Source organism: Enterobacter cloacae complex sp. P27C, from assembly GCF_014895705.1.
Taxonomy (GTDB): Bacteria; Pseudomonadota; Gammaproteobacteria; order Enterobacterales; family Enterobacteriaceae; genus Enterobacter; species Enterobacter bugandensis.
The window spans coordinates 267,737-282,792 of the sequence record NZ_JADBQB010000003.1 but is presented as its reverse complement, the minus strand read 5'-3'; the positions used below and the strand labels follow the sequence as shown (position 1 = coordinate 282,792).

General features: G+C 55.8%; 14 protein-coding genes. 5 read left to right on the top strand and 9 right to left on the bottom strand.

Going from position 1 to position 15,056, the window contains the following annotated elements; genetic code table 11:
• Positions 1–410: 410 nt before the first annotated feature.
• Together alaA and yfbR are read left to right on the top strand one after the other, a co-directional pair.
• Positions 411–1,625 carry an alanine transaminase AlaA gene (gene alaA, locus IM291_RS07540; protein ID WP_003861471.1) on the top strand — a complete coding sequence of 405 codons (1,215 nt, stop codon included), beginning with the start codon at positions 411–413 and terminating at the stop codon, positions 1,623–1,625.
• Between the two features lie 94 nt (positions 1,626–1,719).
• Entirely contained in the window at positions 1,720–2,319 is a 600-nt protein-coding gene (gene yfbR / locus IM291_RS07535) for a 5'-deoxynucleotidase (RefSeq protein ID WP_028013935.1), read from the top strand.
• 52 nt (positions 2,320–2,371) lie between these two features.
• Here the strand turns inward: yfbR and IM291_RS07530 are convergent, their stop codons facing one another.
• The 4 genes from IM291_RS07530 to yfbV all read right to left on the bottom strand — a co-directional run bounded on the left by IM291_RS07530 (position 2,372) and on the right by yfbV (position 5,993).
• Positions 2,372–4,204 carry an SLC13 family permease gene (locus IM291_RS07530; RefSeq protein WP_028013936.1) on the bottom strand — a complete coding sequence of 611 codons (1,833 nt, stop codon included), beginning with the start codon at positions 4,202–4,204 and terminating at the stop codon, positions 2,372–2,374.
• Between the two features lie 75 nt (positions 4,205–4,279).
• Positions 4,280–4,939: a sugar phosphatase gene (locus IM291_RS07525; RefSeq protein ID WP_041908926.1), complete on the bottom strand. Its 660-nt coding sequence runs from the start codon at positions 4,937–4,939 to the stop codon at positions 4,280–4,282.
• An 11-nt stretch (positions 4,940–4,950) separates the two neighbouring features.
• Positions 4,951–5,445 carry a YfbU family protein gene (locus IM291_RS07520; RefSeq protein ID WP_003861461.1) on the bottom strand — a complete coding sequence of 165 codons (495 nt, stop codon included), beginning with the start codon at positions 5,443–5,445 and terminating at the stop codon, positions 4,951–4,953.
• 92 nt (positions 5,446–5,537) lie between these two features.
• Positions 5,538–5,993: a terminus macrodomain insulation protein YfbV gene (yfbV, locus tag IM291_RS07515; RefSeq protein ID WP_192986482.1), complete on the bottom strand. Its 456-nt coding sequence runs from the start codon at positions 5,991–5,993 to the stop codon at positions 5,538–5,540.
• 337 nt (positions 5,994–6,330) lie between these two features.
• Here yfbV and ackA point away from each other — a divergent pair, with 337 nt between their 5' ends.
• Positions 6,331–7,533, top strand: a complete 1,203-nt coding sequence (ackA, locus tag IM291_RS07510; RefSeq protein WP_041908924.1) for an acetate kinase — start codon at positions 6,331–6,333, stop codon at positions 7,531–7,533.
• Between the two features lie 75 nt (positions 7,534–7,608).
• Positions 7,609–9,750 (top strand): phosphate acetyltransferase, encoded by a 2,142-nt coding sequence (gene pta, locus IM291_RS07505; RefSeq protein WP_047363549.1) that lies wholly within the window; start codon positions 7,609–7,611, stop codon positions 9,748–9,750.
• A 67-nt stretch (positions 9,751–9,817) separates the two neighbouring features.
• Here the strand turns inward: pta and IM291_RS07500 are convergent, their stop codons facing one another.
• The 5 genes from IM291_RS07500 to IM291_RS07480 form a co-directional block, all read right to left on the bottom strand.
• The gene (locus IM291_RS07500) at positions 9,818–10,771 is read right to left on the bottom strand and encodes a transketolase family protein (RefSeq protein ID WP_192986480.1); all 954 of its coding nucleotides are present in this window, start codon (positions 10,769–10,771) and stop codon (positions 9,818–9,820) included.
• On the bottom strand, positions 10,764–11,594 hold the full coding sequence (locus IM291_RS07495) for a transketolase (RefSeq protein ID WP_192986478.1): 831 nt from the start codon (positions 11,592–11,594) through the stop codon (positions 10,764–10,766). Before IM291_RS07495 ends, IM291_RS07500 begins: the two co-directional genes overlap by 8 nt.
• Entirely contained in the window at positions 11,591–12,982 is a 1,392-nt protein-coding gene (locus IM291_RS07490) for a PTS ascorbate transporter subunit IIC (RefSeq protein ID WP_045631476.1), read from the bottom strand. Before IM291_RS07490 ends, IM291_RS07495 begins: the two co-directional genes overlap by 4 nt.
• 21 nt (positions 12,983–13,003) lie before the next feature.
• Positions 13,004–13,276, bottom strand: a complete 273-nt coding sequence (locus tag IM291_RS07485; RefSeq protein ID WP_041908914.1) for a PTS sugar transporter subunit IIB — start codon at positions 13,274–13,276, stop codon at positions 13,004–13,006.
• Positions 13,277–13,358: 82 nt separating this feature from the next.
• Positions 13,359–13,802: a PTS sugar transporter subunit IIA gene (locus IM291_RS07480; RefSeq protein ID WP_059357079.1), complete on the bottom strand. Its 444-nt coding sequence runs from the start codon at positions 13,800–13,802 to the stop codon at positions 13,359–13,361.
• Between the two features lie 232 nt (positions 13,803–14,034).
• Here IM291_RS07480 and IM291_RS07475 point away from each other — a divergent pair, with 232 nt between their 5' ends.
• Complete coding sequence (locus IM291_RS07475; protein ID WP_041908911.1) at positions 14,035–15,054, top strand: LacI family DNA-binding transcriptional regulator; 1,020 nt, start codon at positions 14,035–14,037, stop codon at positions 15,052–15,054.
• Positions 15,055–15,056: the final 2 nt, after the last annotated feature.

The following is a 15,056-nucleotide window of genomic DNA, read 5'->3' as shown; positions in this document are numbered from 1 at the left end:
AAATTTTAATTTAGATTATGGTCATTCATTAATAACACTTAACATTAATTTCACATGATTAACTTTTAGCCGCTCCGGGCTATTACTGCAAGGTCCCTTCAACACTCAGGTTTTACGAAATGTCACCCAGCGTAACTTCTGCTTGTTGTCTGCGCGTCTTTTATTTTCCATCAGAACAATATGCATCATTCACATAAATGTGCAGCACAATCAACCTTTATTTATGGTTTGTACATTACGTTAAGGCAGTGAAAGCGTCAGTCAATAGTTAAAAAGATTCATCACATTTTCGCTATGGGCACAAAATCTTCTTCTGCACACCCTTCAAAACGAAGCGTGGGGGGAGTACATTATTCCGTGCTGACTTCCACGGCAGGGAGTGGCAATAATAGCGAAAAGGTTAAAGGTTCATGTCCCCTATCGAAAAATCCAGCAAGCTAGATAACGTCTGTTATGACATCCGTGGCCCGGTTCTGAAAGAGGCAAAACGCCTTGAAGAAGAAGGCAACAAGGTTCTGAAGCTCAACATCGGCAACCCCGCGCCATTTGGTTTTGAAGCGCCGGATGAAATTCTGGTTGATGTGATCCGCAACCTGCCTACGGCACAAGGCTATTGTGACTCAAAGGGACTTTACTCCGCCCGTAAAGCCATTATGCAGCACTACCAGGCGCGCGGTATGCGTGACGTTACCGTCGAAGATATCTATATCGGCAACGGCGTCTCCGAACTTATTGTTCAGGCCATGCAGGCGCTGCTGAACAGCGGTGACGAAATGCTGGTTCCCGCGCCGGACTATCCGCTGTGGACCGCTGCCGTATCGCTCTCCAGCGGTAAAGCGGTACATTATCTTTGCGACGAATCCTCTGACTGGTTCCCGGATCTGGACGACATTCGCGCGAAAATCACGCCTCGCACGCGTGGGATTGTGATCATCAACCCGAACAACCCGACGGGCGCGGTCTATTCAAAAGAGCTGCTGATGGAGATCGTGGAGATCGCCCGCCAGCACAACCTGATCATCTTCGCTGACGAAATCTACGACAAGATCCTTTACGACGCGGCGCAGCACCACTCTATCGCCGCGCTGGCGCCCGACCTGCTTACCGTCACCTTTAACGGACTGTCTAAAACCTACCGCGTGGCCGGTTTCCGTCAGGGCTGGATGGTGCTGAACGGCCCGAAAAAGCACGCAAAAGGCTATATTGAAGGGCTTGAGATGCTGGCGTCGATGCGTCTTTGCGCCAACGTGCCTGCTCAGCACGCGATCCAGACGGCGCTGGGCGGCTACCAGAGCATCAGCGAGTTTATCGTCCCTGGCGGTCGCCTGTACGAACAGCGTAACCGCGCATGGGAACTGATCAACGATATCCCGGGCGTCTCCTGCGTGAAGCCGAACGGGGCGCTGTATATGTTCCCGAAAATTGACGCGAAGCGCTTCAATATCCACGACGATCAGAAAATGGTGCTCGATTTCCTGTTGCAGGAAAAAGTGCTGCTGGTTCAGGGGACGGCGTTTAACTGGCCGTGGCCGGACCACGTGCGTATCGTGACCCTGCCACGTGAAGACGATCTCGAAATGGCTATCAGCCGCTTCGGGCGATTCCTCTCTGGATACCATCAGTAATCTTAAAATCAGGCTACTTCGGTAGCCTGATTTGCATCTTCCCTCCCCTCCCCGCACAATGAAGTCCTGTCGCAGTGAAGACAAAAGGTAACCTATGAGTCAGAGCCATTTCTTTGCCCACCTCTCCCGCCTGAAACTGATCAACCGCTGGCCGCTGATGCGCAACGTGCGTACAGAGAACGTGTCTGAGCATAGTCTTCAGGTTGCTATGGTTGCTCATGCGCTGGCTGCCATTAAGAATCGCAAATTTAACGGGCAGGTGAATGCCGAGCGCATCGCTTTGCTGGCGATGTACCACGACGCATCAGAGGTGCTGACCGGCGACCTGCCTACGCCAGTGAAATATTTCAATTCTCAGATTGCTCAGGAATATAAGGCTATCGAGAAGATTGCCCAGCAGAAGCTTATCGAGATGGTGCCCGAAGAGCTACGCGATATCTTTGAACCGCTCATCGACGAGCATCAGTATACGGAAGATGAAAAGTCGCTGGTCAAACAGGCCGACGCGCTGTGCGCCTATCTGAAGTGTCTGGAAGAGCTGTCTGCGGGCAATAATGAGTTTTTACTGGCAAAAACGCGTCTGGAAAAAACGCTAGAATCCCGCCGCAGCGAAGAGATGGACTACTTCATGCAGGTATTTGTGCCGAGCTTCCATCTATCGCTGGACGAGATTAGCCAGGATTCACCGTTGTAATTTTAGCCGGGTGGCGGCTTCGCCTTACCCGGCCTACGTTTCTGCGCTCACGCTAAAACGGGAATAACACCGGAATTAACACCACGCACACCACCATCACCAGCACGGTGAACGGCACGCCCAGCTTCACGAAATCGCTGAACTTATAATTCCCCGGCCCCAGCACCAGCGTGTTCACCGGCGATGAAACCGGCGTCATAAACGCCGCGGATGCCGCCATCGCGACCATCATCGCAAACGGGTACGGCGACACGCCCATAGATTTCGCCATCGCCAGCGCAATGGGCGCCATCAGCACCGCCGTCGCGGTATTCGAGATAAATAACCCTATCGTGGCGCACATGACAAACAGACAGACCATCATCATGTACGGTCCATACCCGCCGCCCACGTCCATCAAGCCTTTTACGATCAGATCCACCCCGCCGGTTTTTTGCAGTGCCAGGGCAAAGGGCATCATCCCGACGATAAGAATAATGCTCGGCCAGTGAATGGCTTTATACGCGCTTTCGGCGTCAATGCAGCGGAATTTCCCCATCAGCAGGCAGGCGATAATGGCTGCGACCGGATTAGGGATTTCATCGGTCAGCATCAGCGCCACCATCAGTACCAGACAGAAAATCGCATGGGGCGCCTGGCTGTGCGCCGGGGAGGCATCGCTCTCCTCGACCGGCATGTTGAGCACCACAAAATCACGCCCTTTTTGCCCGAGCTGGCTTATCAGCTTCCAGTTGCCGACCACGAGGAAGATATCTCCCAGCAGGATCGGCTCATCGACGACGGCCCCTTCCATCGCCACGCCATCACGCTTCAGCCCCACTACGTTCAGGCCATAGCGGGTACGGAAACCCATTTCACGCACGGTTTTACCCAGCAGTTCCGATTCCGGTATCAGCGACACTTCGGCCATCCCCACATCCAGCGCCTGGTCGGAGAAATACTCGCCGCGTAGCACCATCGGCTCCAGCAGCTGCTCGCTACAGAACTCTCGCAGATCCACGTCCGCCGTTGACATATCAATCAGCAGGACATCACGCGCGCGGAACTCTGATACCCCGTTCACGTTAACGATCACCCGACGAAAACGACGCCAGCGCTCAACCCCGATCACGTTCGCGCCATAACGCTCGCGCAGCTTAAGGTCGTCGAGCCGCTGGCCGACCATCGGCGAGCCGGGGCGAATGGCCAGACGGCGCGCCCGCCCGGTGAGGCGGTACTCTTTGATCAGATCGCGGAAGGTACGTCGCTTCCACCCCTCTTTATTCTTATCCTGTTTGTCGCCTTTGAGGGCAAAACGGGTCAGCAGCATGTAGACCACGCCCATCGCCAGAATCACCAGTCCAAGCGGGGTGACGCTGAAAAAGCTGAAGCCCTGAAACCCTTCACGAATCAGCTCGCTGTTGACAACCAGGTTCGGCGGCGTCGCCACCAGCGTCATCATTCCGCTGATCAAACCGGCAAAGCTCAGAGGCATCATCAGGCGCGACGGCGAGCTCTGCATCCGCATTGAAACGCTCAGCACCACCGGGATAAAAATAGCGACCACGCCCGTTGAGCTCATAAACGCCCCCAGCCCGGCGACCGTCAGCATCAGGTAGATCAGCATTTTGGTTTCACTGCTGCCGGCCACCTTAACCAGCCACGCGCCCATGATGGTCGCCACGCCGGTGCGAACAAGACCGTCGCCGATGATAAACAGGGCAGCTATAAGGATAACGTTGGGGTCGCTGAACCCGGAGAAGGCTTCCGGTAGCGTGAGCGTGCCGCTCAGCACAAACGCGACGATGACAAACAGGGCGACGGCATCCATGCGCACCTTGCCTGTGGCGAAGAGAATAATGGCGATTAAAAGCAGGCTCAGAACCCAGATCAGTTCACCGTTCACAACCTATCCTTGTCAGTGGAAGATGAGAAATTTTGCCATAAAAAAGCCCCAGCAGCGTGGGGCTATATCATGGGATTACATTTTTAGCGAGACGGTTACAACTCCGTCGGGCGCTTTTGACACCGCCAGCGCCGTCAGGGAATGAATCACAAAGTCCGCCTCGTCCAGGCGTGGAGATCCCGCCGGAACGTTAACGGCAATGACGTGGCTCCCGGCGTTCAGCCCGGCCAGCACGCCAGCGGCCGCATCTTCCACCACCACACACTCTGCAGGCGCGAAGCCCAGCATTTCTGCACCAAGCAGAAACGCATCCGGCTCCGGCTTGCCGCGTTTAACGCGCTCAGCCGTAATGAACACCTCAGGCTTCGGTAAACCGGCCGCCTTATGGCGGGCATGCGCGACCGGAACAGAGCCGGAGGTGACGATAGCCCACGGGATTTGCGCTTCATTCAGATGCTCAAGCAGTTCGCGCGCCCCGGGCAGCGCGGTAATGCCCTCGGTGTCGGTGGCCTCAATCTGCTCCAGGTATTTGAACTCCGCCTGGATCTCTTCCTCAGAACGCCCCGCTAAAAAGTGCCGCAATGAGGTAATGGCCTGTTTGCCATGGATAAAATTCAGCACGTCCTGATGGTCGATGCCGTGCCGGTCGGCCCAGTGGCACCAAGAACGCTCCACCACCGGCAGCGAATCCACCAGCGTACCGTCCAGATCAAACAGAAAACCTTTACACTGCACACGCACCTCCGTCAGGCATTAATGATTTGTTGAATTTCGTTGCTGCTTAAATGGTACTGACGCGGGCAGGCGTGCCACGCGCTCAGCATACGTTGATATTTATCCCACATGGGGGTTTGGGCGTTGAAGCCGTGCGTTCCCGCATCAAAATGGGTGTAGCGCCCTTCGGTGTTCACCATAAAGCGAACATAGCTCAGATAGCGCGCTTCCGTCGCGGCATCAAAGCCTAAAAAGGTCACGCGACGTTCGTCAATGGTCTGCTGGTCTTTGAGATTCGTCCAGGAGACGTGCAGAGCGTGATACATCTCCATAATGTCGATCACGATGCGGCAGGTTTCTTCTTTCAGCTCGCCAAACTCGCGGTCCAGTTCGCGCATTTGCAAACCAAAACCGCGTTCGACGATGGTTTGCAGGCGGCTGTAGCGCGCAGCGTTATCGGGATCAAGCATAGTCATCATCTTGTACTGGTTAGACAAAATCAGACGTTGAGCATGGGTCATTTCCATCTTTCGACTCCTGTAGCGCATTGCACTGTAAAAAAAAGACACGGTAACGGTGTGTTACTGTGCCTTCTTTTGTTAGTCGTTTCGATGATCAATCACAAGTCATCGAGGAATGTTTTATCCAGCTGCTTAAAAGCACGCTTTAACGTGTCCGCCAGCGCCTGGTAATCCGGCTTGCCTTCAACCGGGGCCAGCGCCTGCCCGGCCTCCTCCAGTTTTCCACGCACTTCATAAAACCAGTGTAAAATAGAAGGCGGAAGCGGCGTAATAGAGCGTTTGCCTAACCACCACAGCCCCTGCATCGGCAGGCTTAACGCGAAGAGCGCCGTTGCGACGGCAGGACCAAGCTGCCCACCGAGGGCGATTTGCCAGCACAGAGTAAAGATAGCGACCGGAGGCATAAAGCGAATCGCATAGCGCGTGGTGCGGATCGTGCGATTCTCAATAAACATCGGCGCAAGGCGCTTTTCCATTGGCCACGTCTTTGCGTAATGCTGTCCCCGACGAAACAGACTGAAAAAGCTCACGGACGGGATTTCGGGTGTCGACATGGCTGTACCTCAACTTCACATATAAAAATTAAAATTTTTGTGCAAAACCACAACAGGCTATGACAACGTTCAAAATATTTTGTCATCGCTACCCCGTATCGGGTATTCTGTGCCAGCCTGATAGGGCCGTAGACGAGAAGCGTTAACTCGTCAAATTATCGCATATTATGCCATTGTCTGAAAAATGTTCAAAATGGCTTAAAATCATAGGTATTTCTTCCATCCTGCCAGAATGTTCGTTTGGCATGATGTTAATCATAAACGTCTGGGTCAGCTTGCGTTACGCTTTTAGGCTCATTGACGTTTTTTTAGCCACGTATCAATTATAGGTACTTCCATGTCGAGTAAGTTAGTACTGGTTCTGAACTGCGGTAGCTCTTCACTGAAATTCGCCATCATCGATGCGCTCAACGGTGACGAGTACCTCTCTGGTTTGGCCGAATGTTTCCATCTGCCTGAAGCACGTATCAAGTGGAAGATGGACGGCAGCAAACAAGAAGCGGCTTTAGGTGCAGGCGCCGCTCACAGTGAAGCGCTGAACTTTATCGTTAACACTATTCTGGCACAAAAACCAGAACTGTCTGCTCAGCTGACTGCGATTGGTCACCGTATCGTCCACGGCGGCGAAAAATACACCAGCTCCGTTGTCATCGACGACTCAGTTATCCAGGGCATCAAAGACTCTGCCTCTTTTGCTCCGCTGCATAACCCGGCGCACCTGATCGGTATAGCTGAAGCGCTGAAGTCCTTCCCGAATCTGAAAGACAAAAACGTGGCCGTGTTTGACACCGCGTTCCATCAGACCATGCCGGAAGAGTCTTACCTCTATGCCCTGCCGTACAGCCTGTACAAAGAGCACGGCGTACGTCGCTACGGCGCGCACGGCACCAGCCACTTCTATGTGACTCAGGAAGCCGCAAAAGTCCTGAACAAGCCGGTTGAAGAAGTCAACATCATCACCTGCCACCTGGGCAACGGTGGTTCTGTTTCTGCTATCCGCAACGGTAAATGTGTTGATACCTCTATGGGTCTGACCCCGCTGGAAGGTCTGGTGATGGGTACCCGTTCCGGTGACATCGACCCGGCGATCATCTTCCACCTGCACGACACACTGGGCATGAGCGTTGACGACATCAACAAAATGCTGACCAAAGAGTCTGGCCTGCTGGGTCTGACCGAAGTCACCAGCGACTGCCGTTACGTTGAAGACAACTACGACAGCAAAGAAGACGCGAAGCGTGCAATGGACGTTTACTGCCACCGTCTGGCGAAGTACATCGGTTCTTACACCGCGCTGATGGATGGTCGTCTGGACGCGGTTATCTTCACCGGCGGCATCGGTGAGAACGCGGCAATGGTACGTGAACTGTCCCTGGGCAAACTGGGCGTACTGGGCTTCGAAGTCGATCACGAGCGTAACCTGGCTGCCCGCTTCGGCAAGTCTGGCTTCATCAACAAAGAAGGCACCCGCCCGGCTATCGTTATCCCAACTAACGAAGAGCTGGTCATCGCGCAAGACGCGTGCCGCCTGACTGCCTGATTCCACACCGCCAGCAATGCTGGCGGTGCTGTTTTGTAACCCGCCCAACGCGGCGGTAACGAAAGAGGATAAACCGTGTCCCGTACTATTATGCTGATCCCTACCGGAACCAGCGTCGGCCTGACCAGCGTCAGCCTCGGCGTGATCCGCGCTATGGAACGCAAAGGCGTTCGTCTGAGCGTCTTTAAGCCTATTGCCCAGCCTCGTGCCGGTGGCGATGCGCCAGACCAGACCACCACCATCGTGCGTAAGAACTCTAATCTTCCTGCGGCTGAACCGCTGAAGATGAGCCACGTTGAGTCTCTGCTCTCCAGCAACCAGAAAGACGTGCTGATGGAAGAGATCATCGCCAACTACCACGCTAACGCGCAGGACGCGGAAGTGGTGCTGGTTGAAGGCCTGGTCCCGACCCGCAAACACCAGTTTGCCCAGTCCCTGAACTTTGAAATCGCGAAAACCCTGAACGCAGAGATCGTTTTCGTGATGTCTCAGGGTACTGATACCCCAGAGCAGCTGAAAGAGCGTATCGAACTGACGCGCAGCAGCTTCGGTGGTGCGAAAAACACCAGCATCACCGGCGTGATCGTTAACAAACTGAACGCACCGGTTGATGAACAGGGCCGTACGCGCCCTGACCTGTCCGAAATCTTCGACGACTCTTCCAAAGCGAAAGTCATCAAGGTTGATCCGGCAAAGCTGCAGGAATCCAGCCCGCTGCCTGTACTCGGCGCAGTGCCATGGAGCTTCGATCTGATTGCCACCCGTGCAATCGATATGGCGCGTCACCTGAACGCGACCATCGTTAACGAAGGCGATATCAACACCCGCCGCGTGAAGTCCGTGACCTTCTGCGCGCGAAGCATTCCGCACATGCTGGAGCACTTCCGCGCAGGTTCCCTGCTGGTGACCTCCGCAGACCGTCCGGACGTGCTGGTTGCTGCCTGCCTGGCGGCGATGAACGGCGTGGAAATCGGTGCAATTCTGCTGACCGGCGGCTACGAAATGGACGCGCGCATCAGCAAGCTGTGCGAACGTGCGTTCGCGACAGGCCTGCCAGTCTTCATGGTGAACACCAACACCTGGCAGACCTCTCTGAGCCTGCAAAGCTTCAACCTGGAAGTGCCGGTTGATGACCACGAGCGTATCGAGAAAGTTCAGGAATACGTTGCGGGCTACATCGACGCAGACTGGATCGAATCCCTGACCGCGACCTCCGAGCGCAGCCGCCGTCTGTCTCCTCCAGCCTTCCGCTACCAGCTGACCGAGCTGGCGCGTAAAGCGGGCAAACGTGTGGTTCTGCCAGAAGGCGACGAGCCACGTACCGTTAAAGCGGCGGCCATCTGTGCAGAGCGCGGTATCGCGACCTGCGTGCTGCTGGGTAACCCGGACGAGATCAACCGCGTTGCGGCGTCTCAGGGCGTTGAGCTGGGTGCTGGCATTGAAATCGTTGACCCGGAAGTGGTTCGCGAAAGCTACGTTGCCCGTCTGGTTGAGCTGCGTAAGAACAAGGGCATGACCGAAGCCGTTGCGCGCGAGCAGCTGGAAGACAACGTCGTGCTGGGCACGCTGATGCTGGAGCAGGACGAAGTTGACGGTCTGGTTTCCGGTGCGGTTCACACCACCGCGAACACCATCCGTCCACCGCTGCAGCTGATCAAAACCGCACCGGGCAGCTCGCTGGTCTCCTCCGTGTTCTTCATGCTGCTGCCTGAACAGGTTTACGTTTACGGCGACTGCGCGATCAACCCGGATCCTACCGCAGAACAGCTGGCAGAAATCGCTATCCAGTCTGCGGACTCCGCGACTGCCTTCGGTATTGAACCACGCGTAGCGATGCTCTCCTACTCCACCGGCACCTCGGGTGCAGGTAGCGACGTAGAGAAAGTCCGTGAAGCGACCCGTATTGCGCAGGAAAAACGTCCCGATCTGATGATCGACGGCCCGCTGCAGTACGACGCCGCGGTAATGGCTGACGTGGCGAAATCCAAAGCGCCGAACTCGCCGGTTGCCGGTCGTGCGACCGTGTTCATCTTCCCGGATCTGAACACCGGTAACACCACTTATAAAGCGGTACAGCGTTCAGCCGACCTGATCTCCATCGGGCCAATGCTGCAGGGCATGCGCAAGCCTGTGAACGACCTGTCCCGTGGTGCGCTGGTTGACGATATCGTCTACACCATCGCGCTGACGGCGATTCAGTCTTCGCAGCAGCAGTAATGTTTTGCCCGGTGGCGCTGGCGCTTACCGGGCAACAAAAAGGCGACCACACGGTCGCCTTTTTTTATTACAGCAGCTCCCGCGCCGCCGACACAATGTCATGCGCCGTCAGGCCATACTCTTTTTGCAGGAAGTCCTGTGTGCCCACCTGGCCGTAACGCTCCTTCACGCCCACGCGACGCATCGGCACCGGGCAGGTCTCCACCAGCACTTCCGCCACCGCTGACCCGAGACCGTTGTGAATACTGTGGTTTTCGCAGGTCACAATACGCCCGGTTTTCTCGGCATAGTTTTTCACCAGCATCCGATCGATGGGCTTCAGGGTAAACATGTCGATGACCGCTGCGCTTACCCCCTCCTGTTCCAGCTGGCGCGCCGCCTCCAGCGCTTCCGCCACCATGATGCCGTTGGCAATCAGCGTGATATCGCTTCCCTCGCGCAACACGTTGCCTTTGCCAATGGTGAAGGTTGAGCCCGGCGCATAGACGCTCGGCGCCTGCTTGCGGATGGTGCGCACCCAGTAGAAGCCTTCGAGATCGATAAGCTGACGCAGCACATCCTCGAACATCACCGCATCGGTAACTTCCAGCACCACCGAATGCGCCAGACCGCGCACGATGCCCATATCCTCGAAGGACATGTGCGTCCCACCGTTGTGGCAGGCCGTCACGCCCGCATCCGAGGCAATCACCTTCACGTTGTTGCGCTGGTAGTCCAGGGACATAAACAGCTGGTCGAAGCAGCGGCGGCTGGCAAACGCGGTGAAAGTGTGCAAGAACGGCTTACGGCCGGTGAGCGACAGCCCCGCCGCAGTACCGATGACGTTGGCCTCCATGATGCCGCAGTTAATCACGTGCTGCGGATAATCGCGCGCTACGCCGTCCATCGCCATTGAGCTCATCAGGTCCGCTTCCAGGGCGATAATCTCGCTGCCGGCCTCAATCTGCTTTGCCACAAAGCCCGCGTAGACCTTGCGCATCTCAACGGCGTCTTTCTGTCCTGCCGGTGCAACCTTAATCATGTGAAGCCTCCAGTTGGCGAATCGTCTCATTGAGGGCCGCTTTGCTCTCCGCGGTCAATCGCAGGTGGTGCGAGTTGCTGAGCTGTTCCAGGTACGGCACCCCCTGCCCTTTGATGCTGTCGAGGATCACCACCCGCGGACGCGCATCGGCCTCCGGTACCCTTGAAGTCACCTTCAGCAGTGCCGGAATGTCATCCCCTTTGACCGTCACCACGTCAAAGCCAAAGGCGCGGAATTTGCCCTCCAGGTCAAAGGCACAGATGATTTCGTCCAGTTCGCCGTCGAGCTGCTGTTTGTTCCAGTCCACGAACACGGTCAGGTTGTTCAGACGATGGTGAGCGATAAACTGGAACGCTTCCCAGCACTGGCCTTCGTTCAGCTCGCCGTCACCGACGATGCAGAAGACCCGATTCGGTCGCCCGACCAGCCTGTGCGAGAGCGCCATACCGCCCGCAATGGAGATCCCCTGCCCCAGCGAGCCGGTGGTGGCATCCACGCCGCGCGTTTTCAGGCGGTCCGGGTGGCTGGGCAGACGCGTGCCGTTCTGGTTCAGCGTGCTCAGCTCTTCAACCGGGAAGTAGCCCTTAATCGCCAGGGTGCTGTAGAGCGCCGGGCCTGCATGACCTTTCGACAGCACAAAGTAATCGCGCTCAGGCCAGTCCGGATCCGCCGGGTCGATCTTCATCACGGCGCCGTACAGCACCGCCAGGGTTTCCACCACGGACATGCTGCCGCCGTAGTGCCCAAAGCCCAGCTGCGTCAGGGATTTGAGGGTTTCAAGACGGATCTGACGCGCCAGTTCGGTTATCTCGTTCTCATTCATGATTTGGCTCCGGTATTTTCCTGCGCGTTACTACCCGCAGGTTTGTTTTTCGCGAAGATGTTGTAGGCCACCAGCAGCGCGAACAGCGCCACAACCAGCCCGGTGATGGCAAGCGGTGACAGGAAGCGCGCCAGGTTGCCCAGCACAATCCCGACTGCGCCGAAGTCGGCGTCCGAGAAGGTGGTGTTAGCAAAGCCAATCGCACCCAGTACCGGCAGCAGCAGGACCGGGAGGAAGGTAATCAGCAGGCCGTTAGCAAAGGCGCCTATCATTGCCCCGCGGCGTCCACCGGTGGCGTTACCGAACACGCCTGCCGTTGCGCCGGTGAAGAAGTGCGGCACTACGCCCGGCAGGATCAGCACCCAGCTAAACTGACCGCAGATCAACAACCCCACAATTCCCCCGAGGAAGCTGAACAGGAAGCCAATCAGCACCGCGTTTGGCGCATACGGGTAGACCACCGGGCAGTCCAGCGCCGGACGCGCGTTCGGCACCAGTTTTTCCGAGAAGCCGGTAAAGGCCGGGACGATTTCCGCCAGAATCAGGCGCACGCCCTGCAGGATGATGAACACGCCCGCCGCGAAGGTGATCGCCATGATGATGGCGTAGACCAGGTAGTTTTGTCCGCCGCTGAAGGTGGATTCCACGTACTCACGCCCGGCGCTTACCGCCATGATCAGGTAGATAATCATCATGGTCAGGGAGATGGAGATCGAACTGTCGCGCAGGAAGCTGAGGTTTTTCGGCAGGTTCATCTCTTCGGTGGAGCGCGAGCCTTTGCCGACCCTGCTGCCAATCCAGCCGGACAGCACGTAGCCCAGCGTACCGAAATGACCGAAGGCGATCTCATCGTTGCCGGTAATACGCTTCATATAGCGCTGCGCAATCGCCGGGAAAAAGGCCATAATCAGGCCGAGGATCAGTGAACCGGTAAAGACCAGCCCTACTCCCTCGAAGCCTGCGACCGTCAGGATCACGCCGATCATGCACGCCATGTAGAAGGTGTGGTGCCCGGTCAGGAAGATGTACTTCAGGCGGGTAAAGCGCGCGACGACAATGTTCGCCACCATGCCGAAGGCCATGATCAGCGCGGTCGAGGCACCGTATTTTTCCAGCGCGATCGACACAATCGCTTCATTGTTTGGAATAATGCCCTGGATATTAAAAGCGTGCTCAAACATGCCGCCTAAAGGGTTTAACGACCCCACCAGCACCGTGGCGCCACCGCCCAGTACAATAAAGCCGAGAATCGTTTTAATTGTGCCTTTTACGACATCAGAAAATGCTTTTTTCTGCGCGACCAGACCAATTAACGCAATTAAACCCACCAGCACCGAAGGGACTTTTAAAATATCGACAACGAAATTCAGCGTTTCAAGGATAAACATATCCACCTCGCCTTATCAGGGTTATTGTCTGTCGAACCAGGCGCGCAGCTGCGCTTCGAGTTCGTTGATATCAATGATGTTGTTGATCACCACCAGCTGGCTTTCCGGCACGCTGGCGCTGGCCGCAATGTCTTTCGCCATCACGAACAGGTCCGCCGCGCCCGGCGTGGCGGAGGAGAGATCGGAGTGTTCAACCTCGGCCTCAATGTCCAGCTTTTTAAGCACTTTTTTAATGTTCATTTCGACCATAAAACTGCTGCCCAGGCCAGAACCGCAAATAGCCATGATTTTCATTGTTGTCCCCTTATTTTGAGTAGAGCACGCCCCATCACGCTGGCGCGTAATGTTGTGAATAATCGGATTAAAAAAAATTAAATCAGAAGCGGTCAATAATGGCTTTAATGTCCTCCAGGGTATTCGCCTGATGTAATTTCTCCATATCTTCGTCGCTAGAAAATAATTCAGCGAGCGCGGATATCATTTCGATATGGCTATGTTTATCTGGTGCCGCGAGCATAATAATCAGATCGACAGGGTCAAACTCTCCGGCACCAAAAGAGACGCCCTGTTTTAGTTTTAATAATGACAAGCCCAGTCCTTTGGCGCCTTCCTCCGGCCGCGCATGCGGCATGGCTAGCCCTGGTGCCAGCACATAATAGGGTCCTAACGTATGGTGCTGCTGAATGATTGCCGTCACGTATTCCGGTGCAATCACCTGCAGATCCAGCAGCGGTTTCGCGCATATCTCCAGCGCCTGTGGCCAGCTTTCCACGCTATCCTGCAGCGTGATGGTTGTATCATATATCCAATTTTTGAGCATTTTCCCTCCCGTCAAACGCTAAAGATGGGCAAACTTTATTCAACCCATCAATCATTGACTGCGATCGCGATCACAAAGATAGCGCTACCAATTACCAACATGCAGAAATGTGATAGCGCTATCAAAATGTAATCATGGTGTGAAATCACAGCAAAAAAAGGGATTTAAGGCGTATACTGCCTGTCACCTGAAATGAAGGAAAAAAGAACGCGTCTGGTCAGCAGGAAGGTGTATGTCTTTAACCCGAAAACGGCGCAGTACCGGAAAAGTCACGCTCGCTGATGTCGCGCAGCTTGCCGGAGTCGGCACGATGACCGTCTCCCGTGCGCTCCGCACGCCCGAACAGGTTTCCGATAAACTGCGTGAAAAAATTGAAGCTGCGGTGCAGGAGCTGGGTTATATGCCCAATCTCGCCGCCAGCGCACTGGCATCCGCGTCCTCATGGACGATTGCGATGGTTGTTCCCAACCTTTCCGAAGCCGGTTGCTCTGAAATGTTTGCGGGCCTACAGCAGGTGCTGCAGCCCGCCGGATACCAGATTATGCTGGCAGAGTCCCAGCATCGGCTTGAGCAGGAAGAGAAGCTGCTTGAGACCCTGCTGGCGTCAAATATCGCCGCCGCGATTTTGCTCAGCGTCGAGCACACCGACACCGTTCGCCACTGGCTGAAAAACGCCTCGATTCCGGTAATGGAGATGGGTGCGATGCGCGCCGATCCGATCGATATGAATATCGGGATCGATAACGTGGCGGCCATGTACGAGCTGACGGAAATGGTGATTAGGCGCGGCTACCAGAATATCGGCCTGCTGTGCGCCAACCAGGAGCAGTGGATTTTCCAGCAGCATTTGCAGGGCTGGTACAAGGCGATGCTGCGCCATCATCTGTCGCCGAACCGGGTGATTAACGCGGCGATGCCGCCGAGCTTCTCGACCGGCGCGGCACAGCTGCCAGAGTTCTTGCTGGCGTGGCCGGAGCTGGATGCGCTGGTGTGCGTATCAGATGAGCTGGCCTGCGGCGCGCTGTATGAGTGTCAGCGTCGACGCATTAAAGTGCCGGACGATCTGGCTGTCGTGGGCTTTGGCGATAGCGATGTGAGCCGCGTCTGCCAGCCGCCGCTGACGACGATGGCGGTACCGCATCGAAAGATTGGGATTGAGGCAGGTAAAGCGCTACTGGAACGTCTGAATGACGGAGACTGGCGCGACCAAAAACCCATCGCGTCCAGCCTGTGCCTGCGGGAAAGCTGTTAAGG

What these genes read in the sequence shown, in the direction of transcription:
- IM291_RS07490 (WP_045631476.1), bottom strand. Translation starts at nt 12,982, where the DNA reads ATGTTTATCCTTGAAACGCTGAATTTCGTTGTCGATATTTTAAAAGTC.
- yfbV (WP_192986482.1), bottom strand. Translation starts at nt 5,993, where the DNA reads ATGTCGACACCCGAAATCCCGTCCGTGAGCTTTTTCAGTCTGTTTCGT.
- ackA (WP_041908924.1), top strand. Translation starts at nt 6,331, where the DNA reads ATGTCGAGTAAGTTAGTACTGGTTCTGAACTGCGGTAGCTCTTCACTG.
- IM291_RS07475 (WP_041908911.1), top strand. Translation starts at nt 14,035, where the DNA reads ATGTCTTTAACCCGAAAACGGCGCAGTACCGGAAAAGTCACGCTCGCT.
- IM291_RS07485 (WP_041908914.1), bottom strand. Translation starts at nt 13,276, where the DNA reads ATGAAAATCATGGCTATTTGCGGTTCTGGCCTGGGCAGCAGTTTTATG.
- yfbR (WP_028013935.1), top strand. Translation starts at nt 1,720, where the DNA reads ATGAGTCAGAGCCATTTCTTTGCCCACCTCTCCCGCCTGAAACTGATC.
- IM291_RS07495 (WP_192986478.1), bottom strand. Translation starts at nt 11,594, where the DNA reads ATGAATGAGAACGAGATAACCGAACTGGCGCGTCAGATCCGTCTTGAA.
- IM291_RS07480 (WP_059357079.1), bottom strand. Translation starts at nt 13,802, where the DNA reads ATGCTCAAAAATTGGATATATGATACAACCATCACGCTGCAGGATAGC.
- alaA (WP_003861471.1), top strand. Translation starts at nt 411, where the DNA reads ATGTCCCCTATCGAAAAATCCAGCAAGCTAGATAACGTCTGTTATGAC.
- IM291_RS07500 (WP_192986480.1), bottom strand. Translation starts at nt 10,771, where the DNA reads ATGATTAAGGTTGCACCGGCAGGACAGAAAGACGCCGTTGAGATGCGC.
- IM291_RS07520 (WP_003861461.1), bottom strand. Translation starts at nt 5,445, where the DNA reads ATGGAAATGACCCATGCTCAACGTCTGATTTTGTCTAACCAGTACAAG.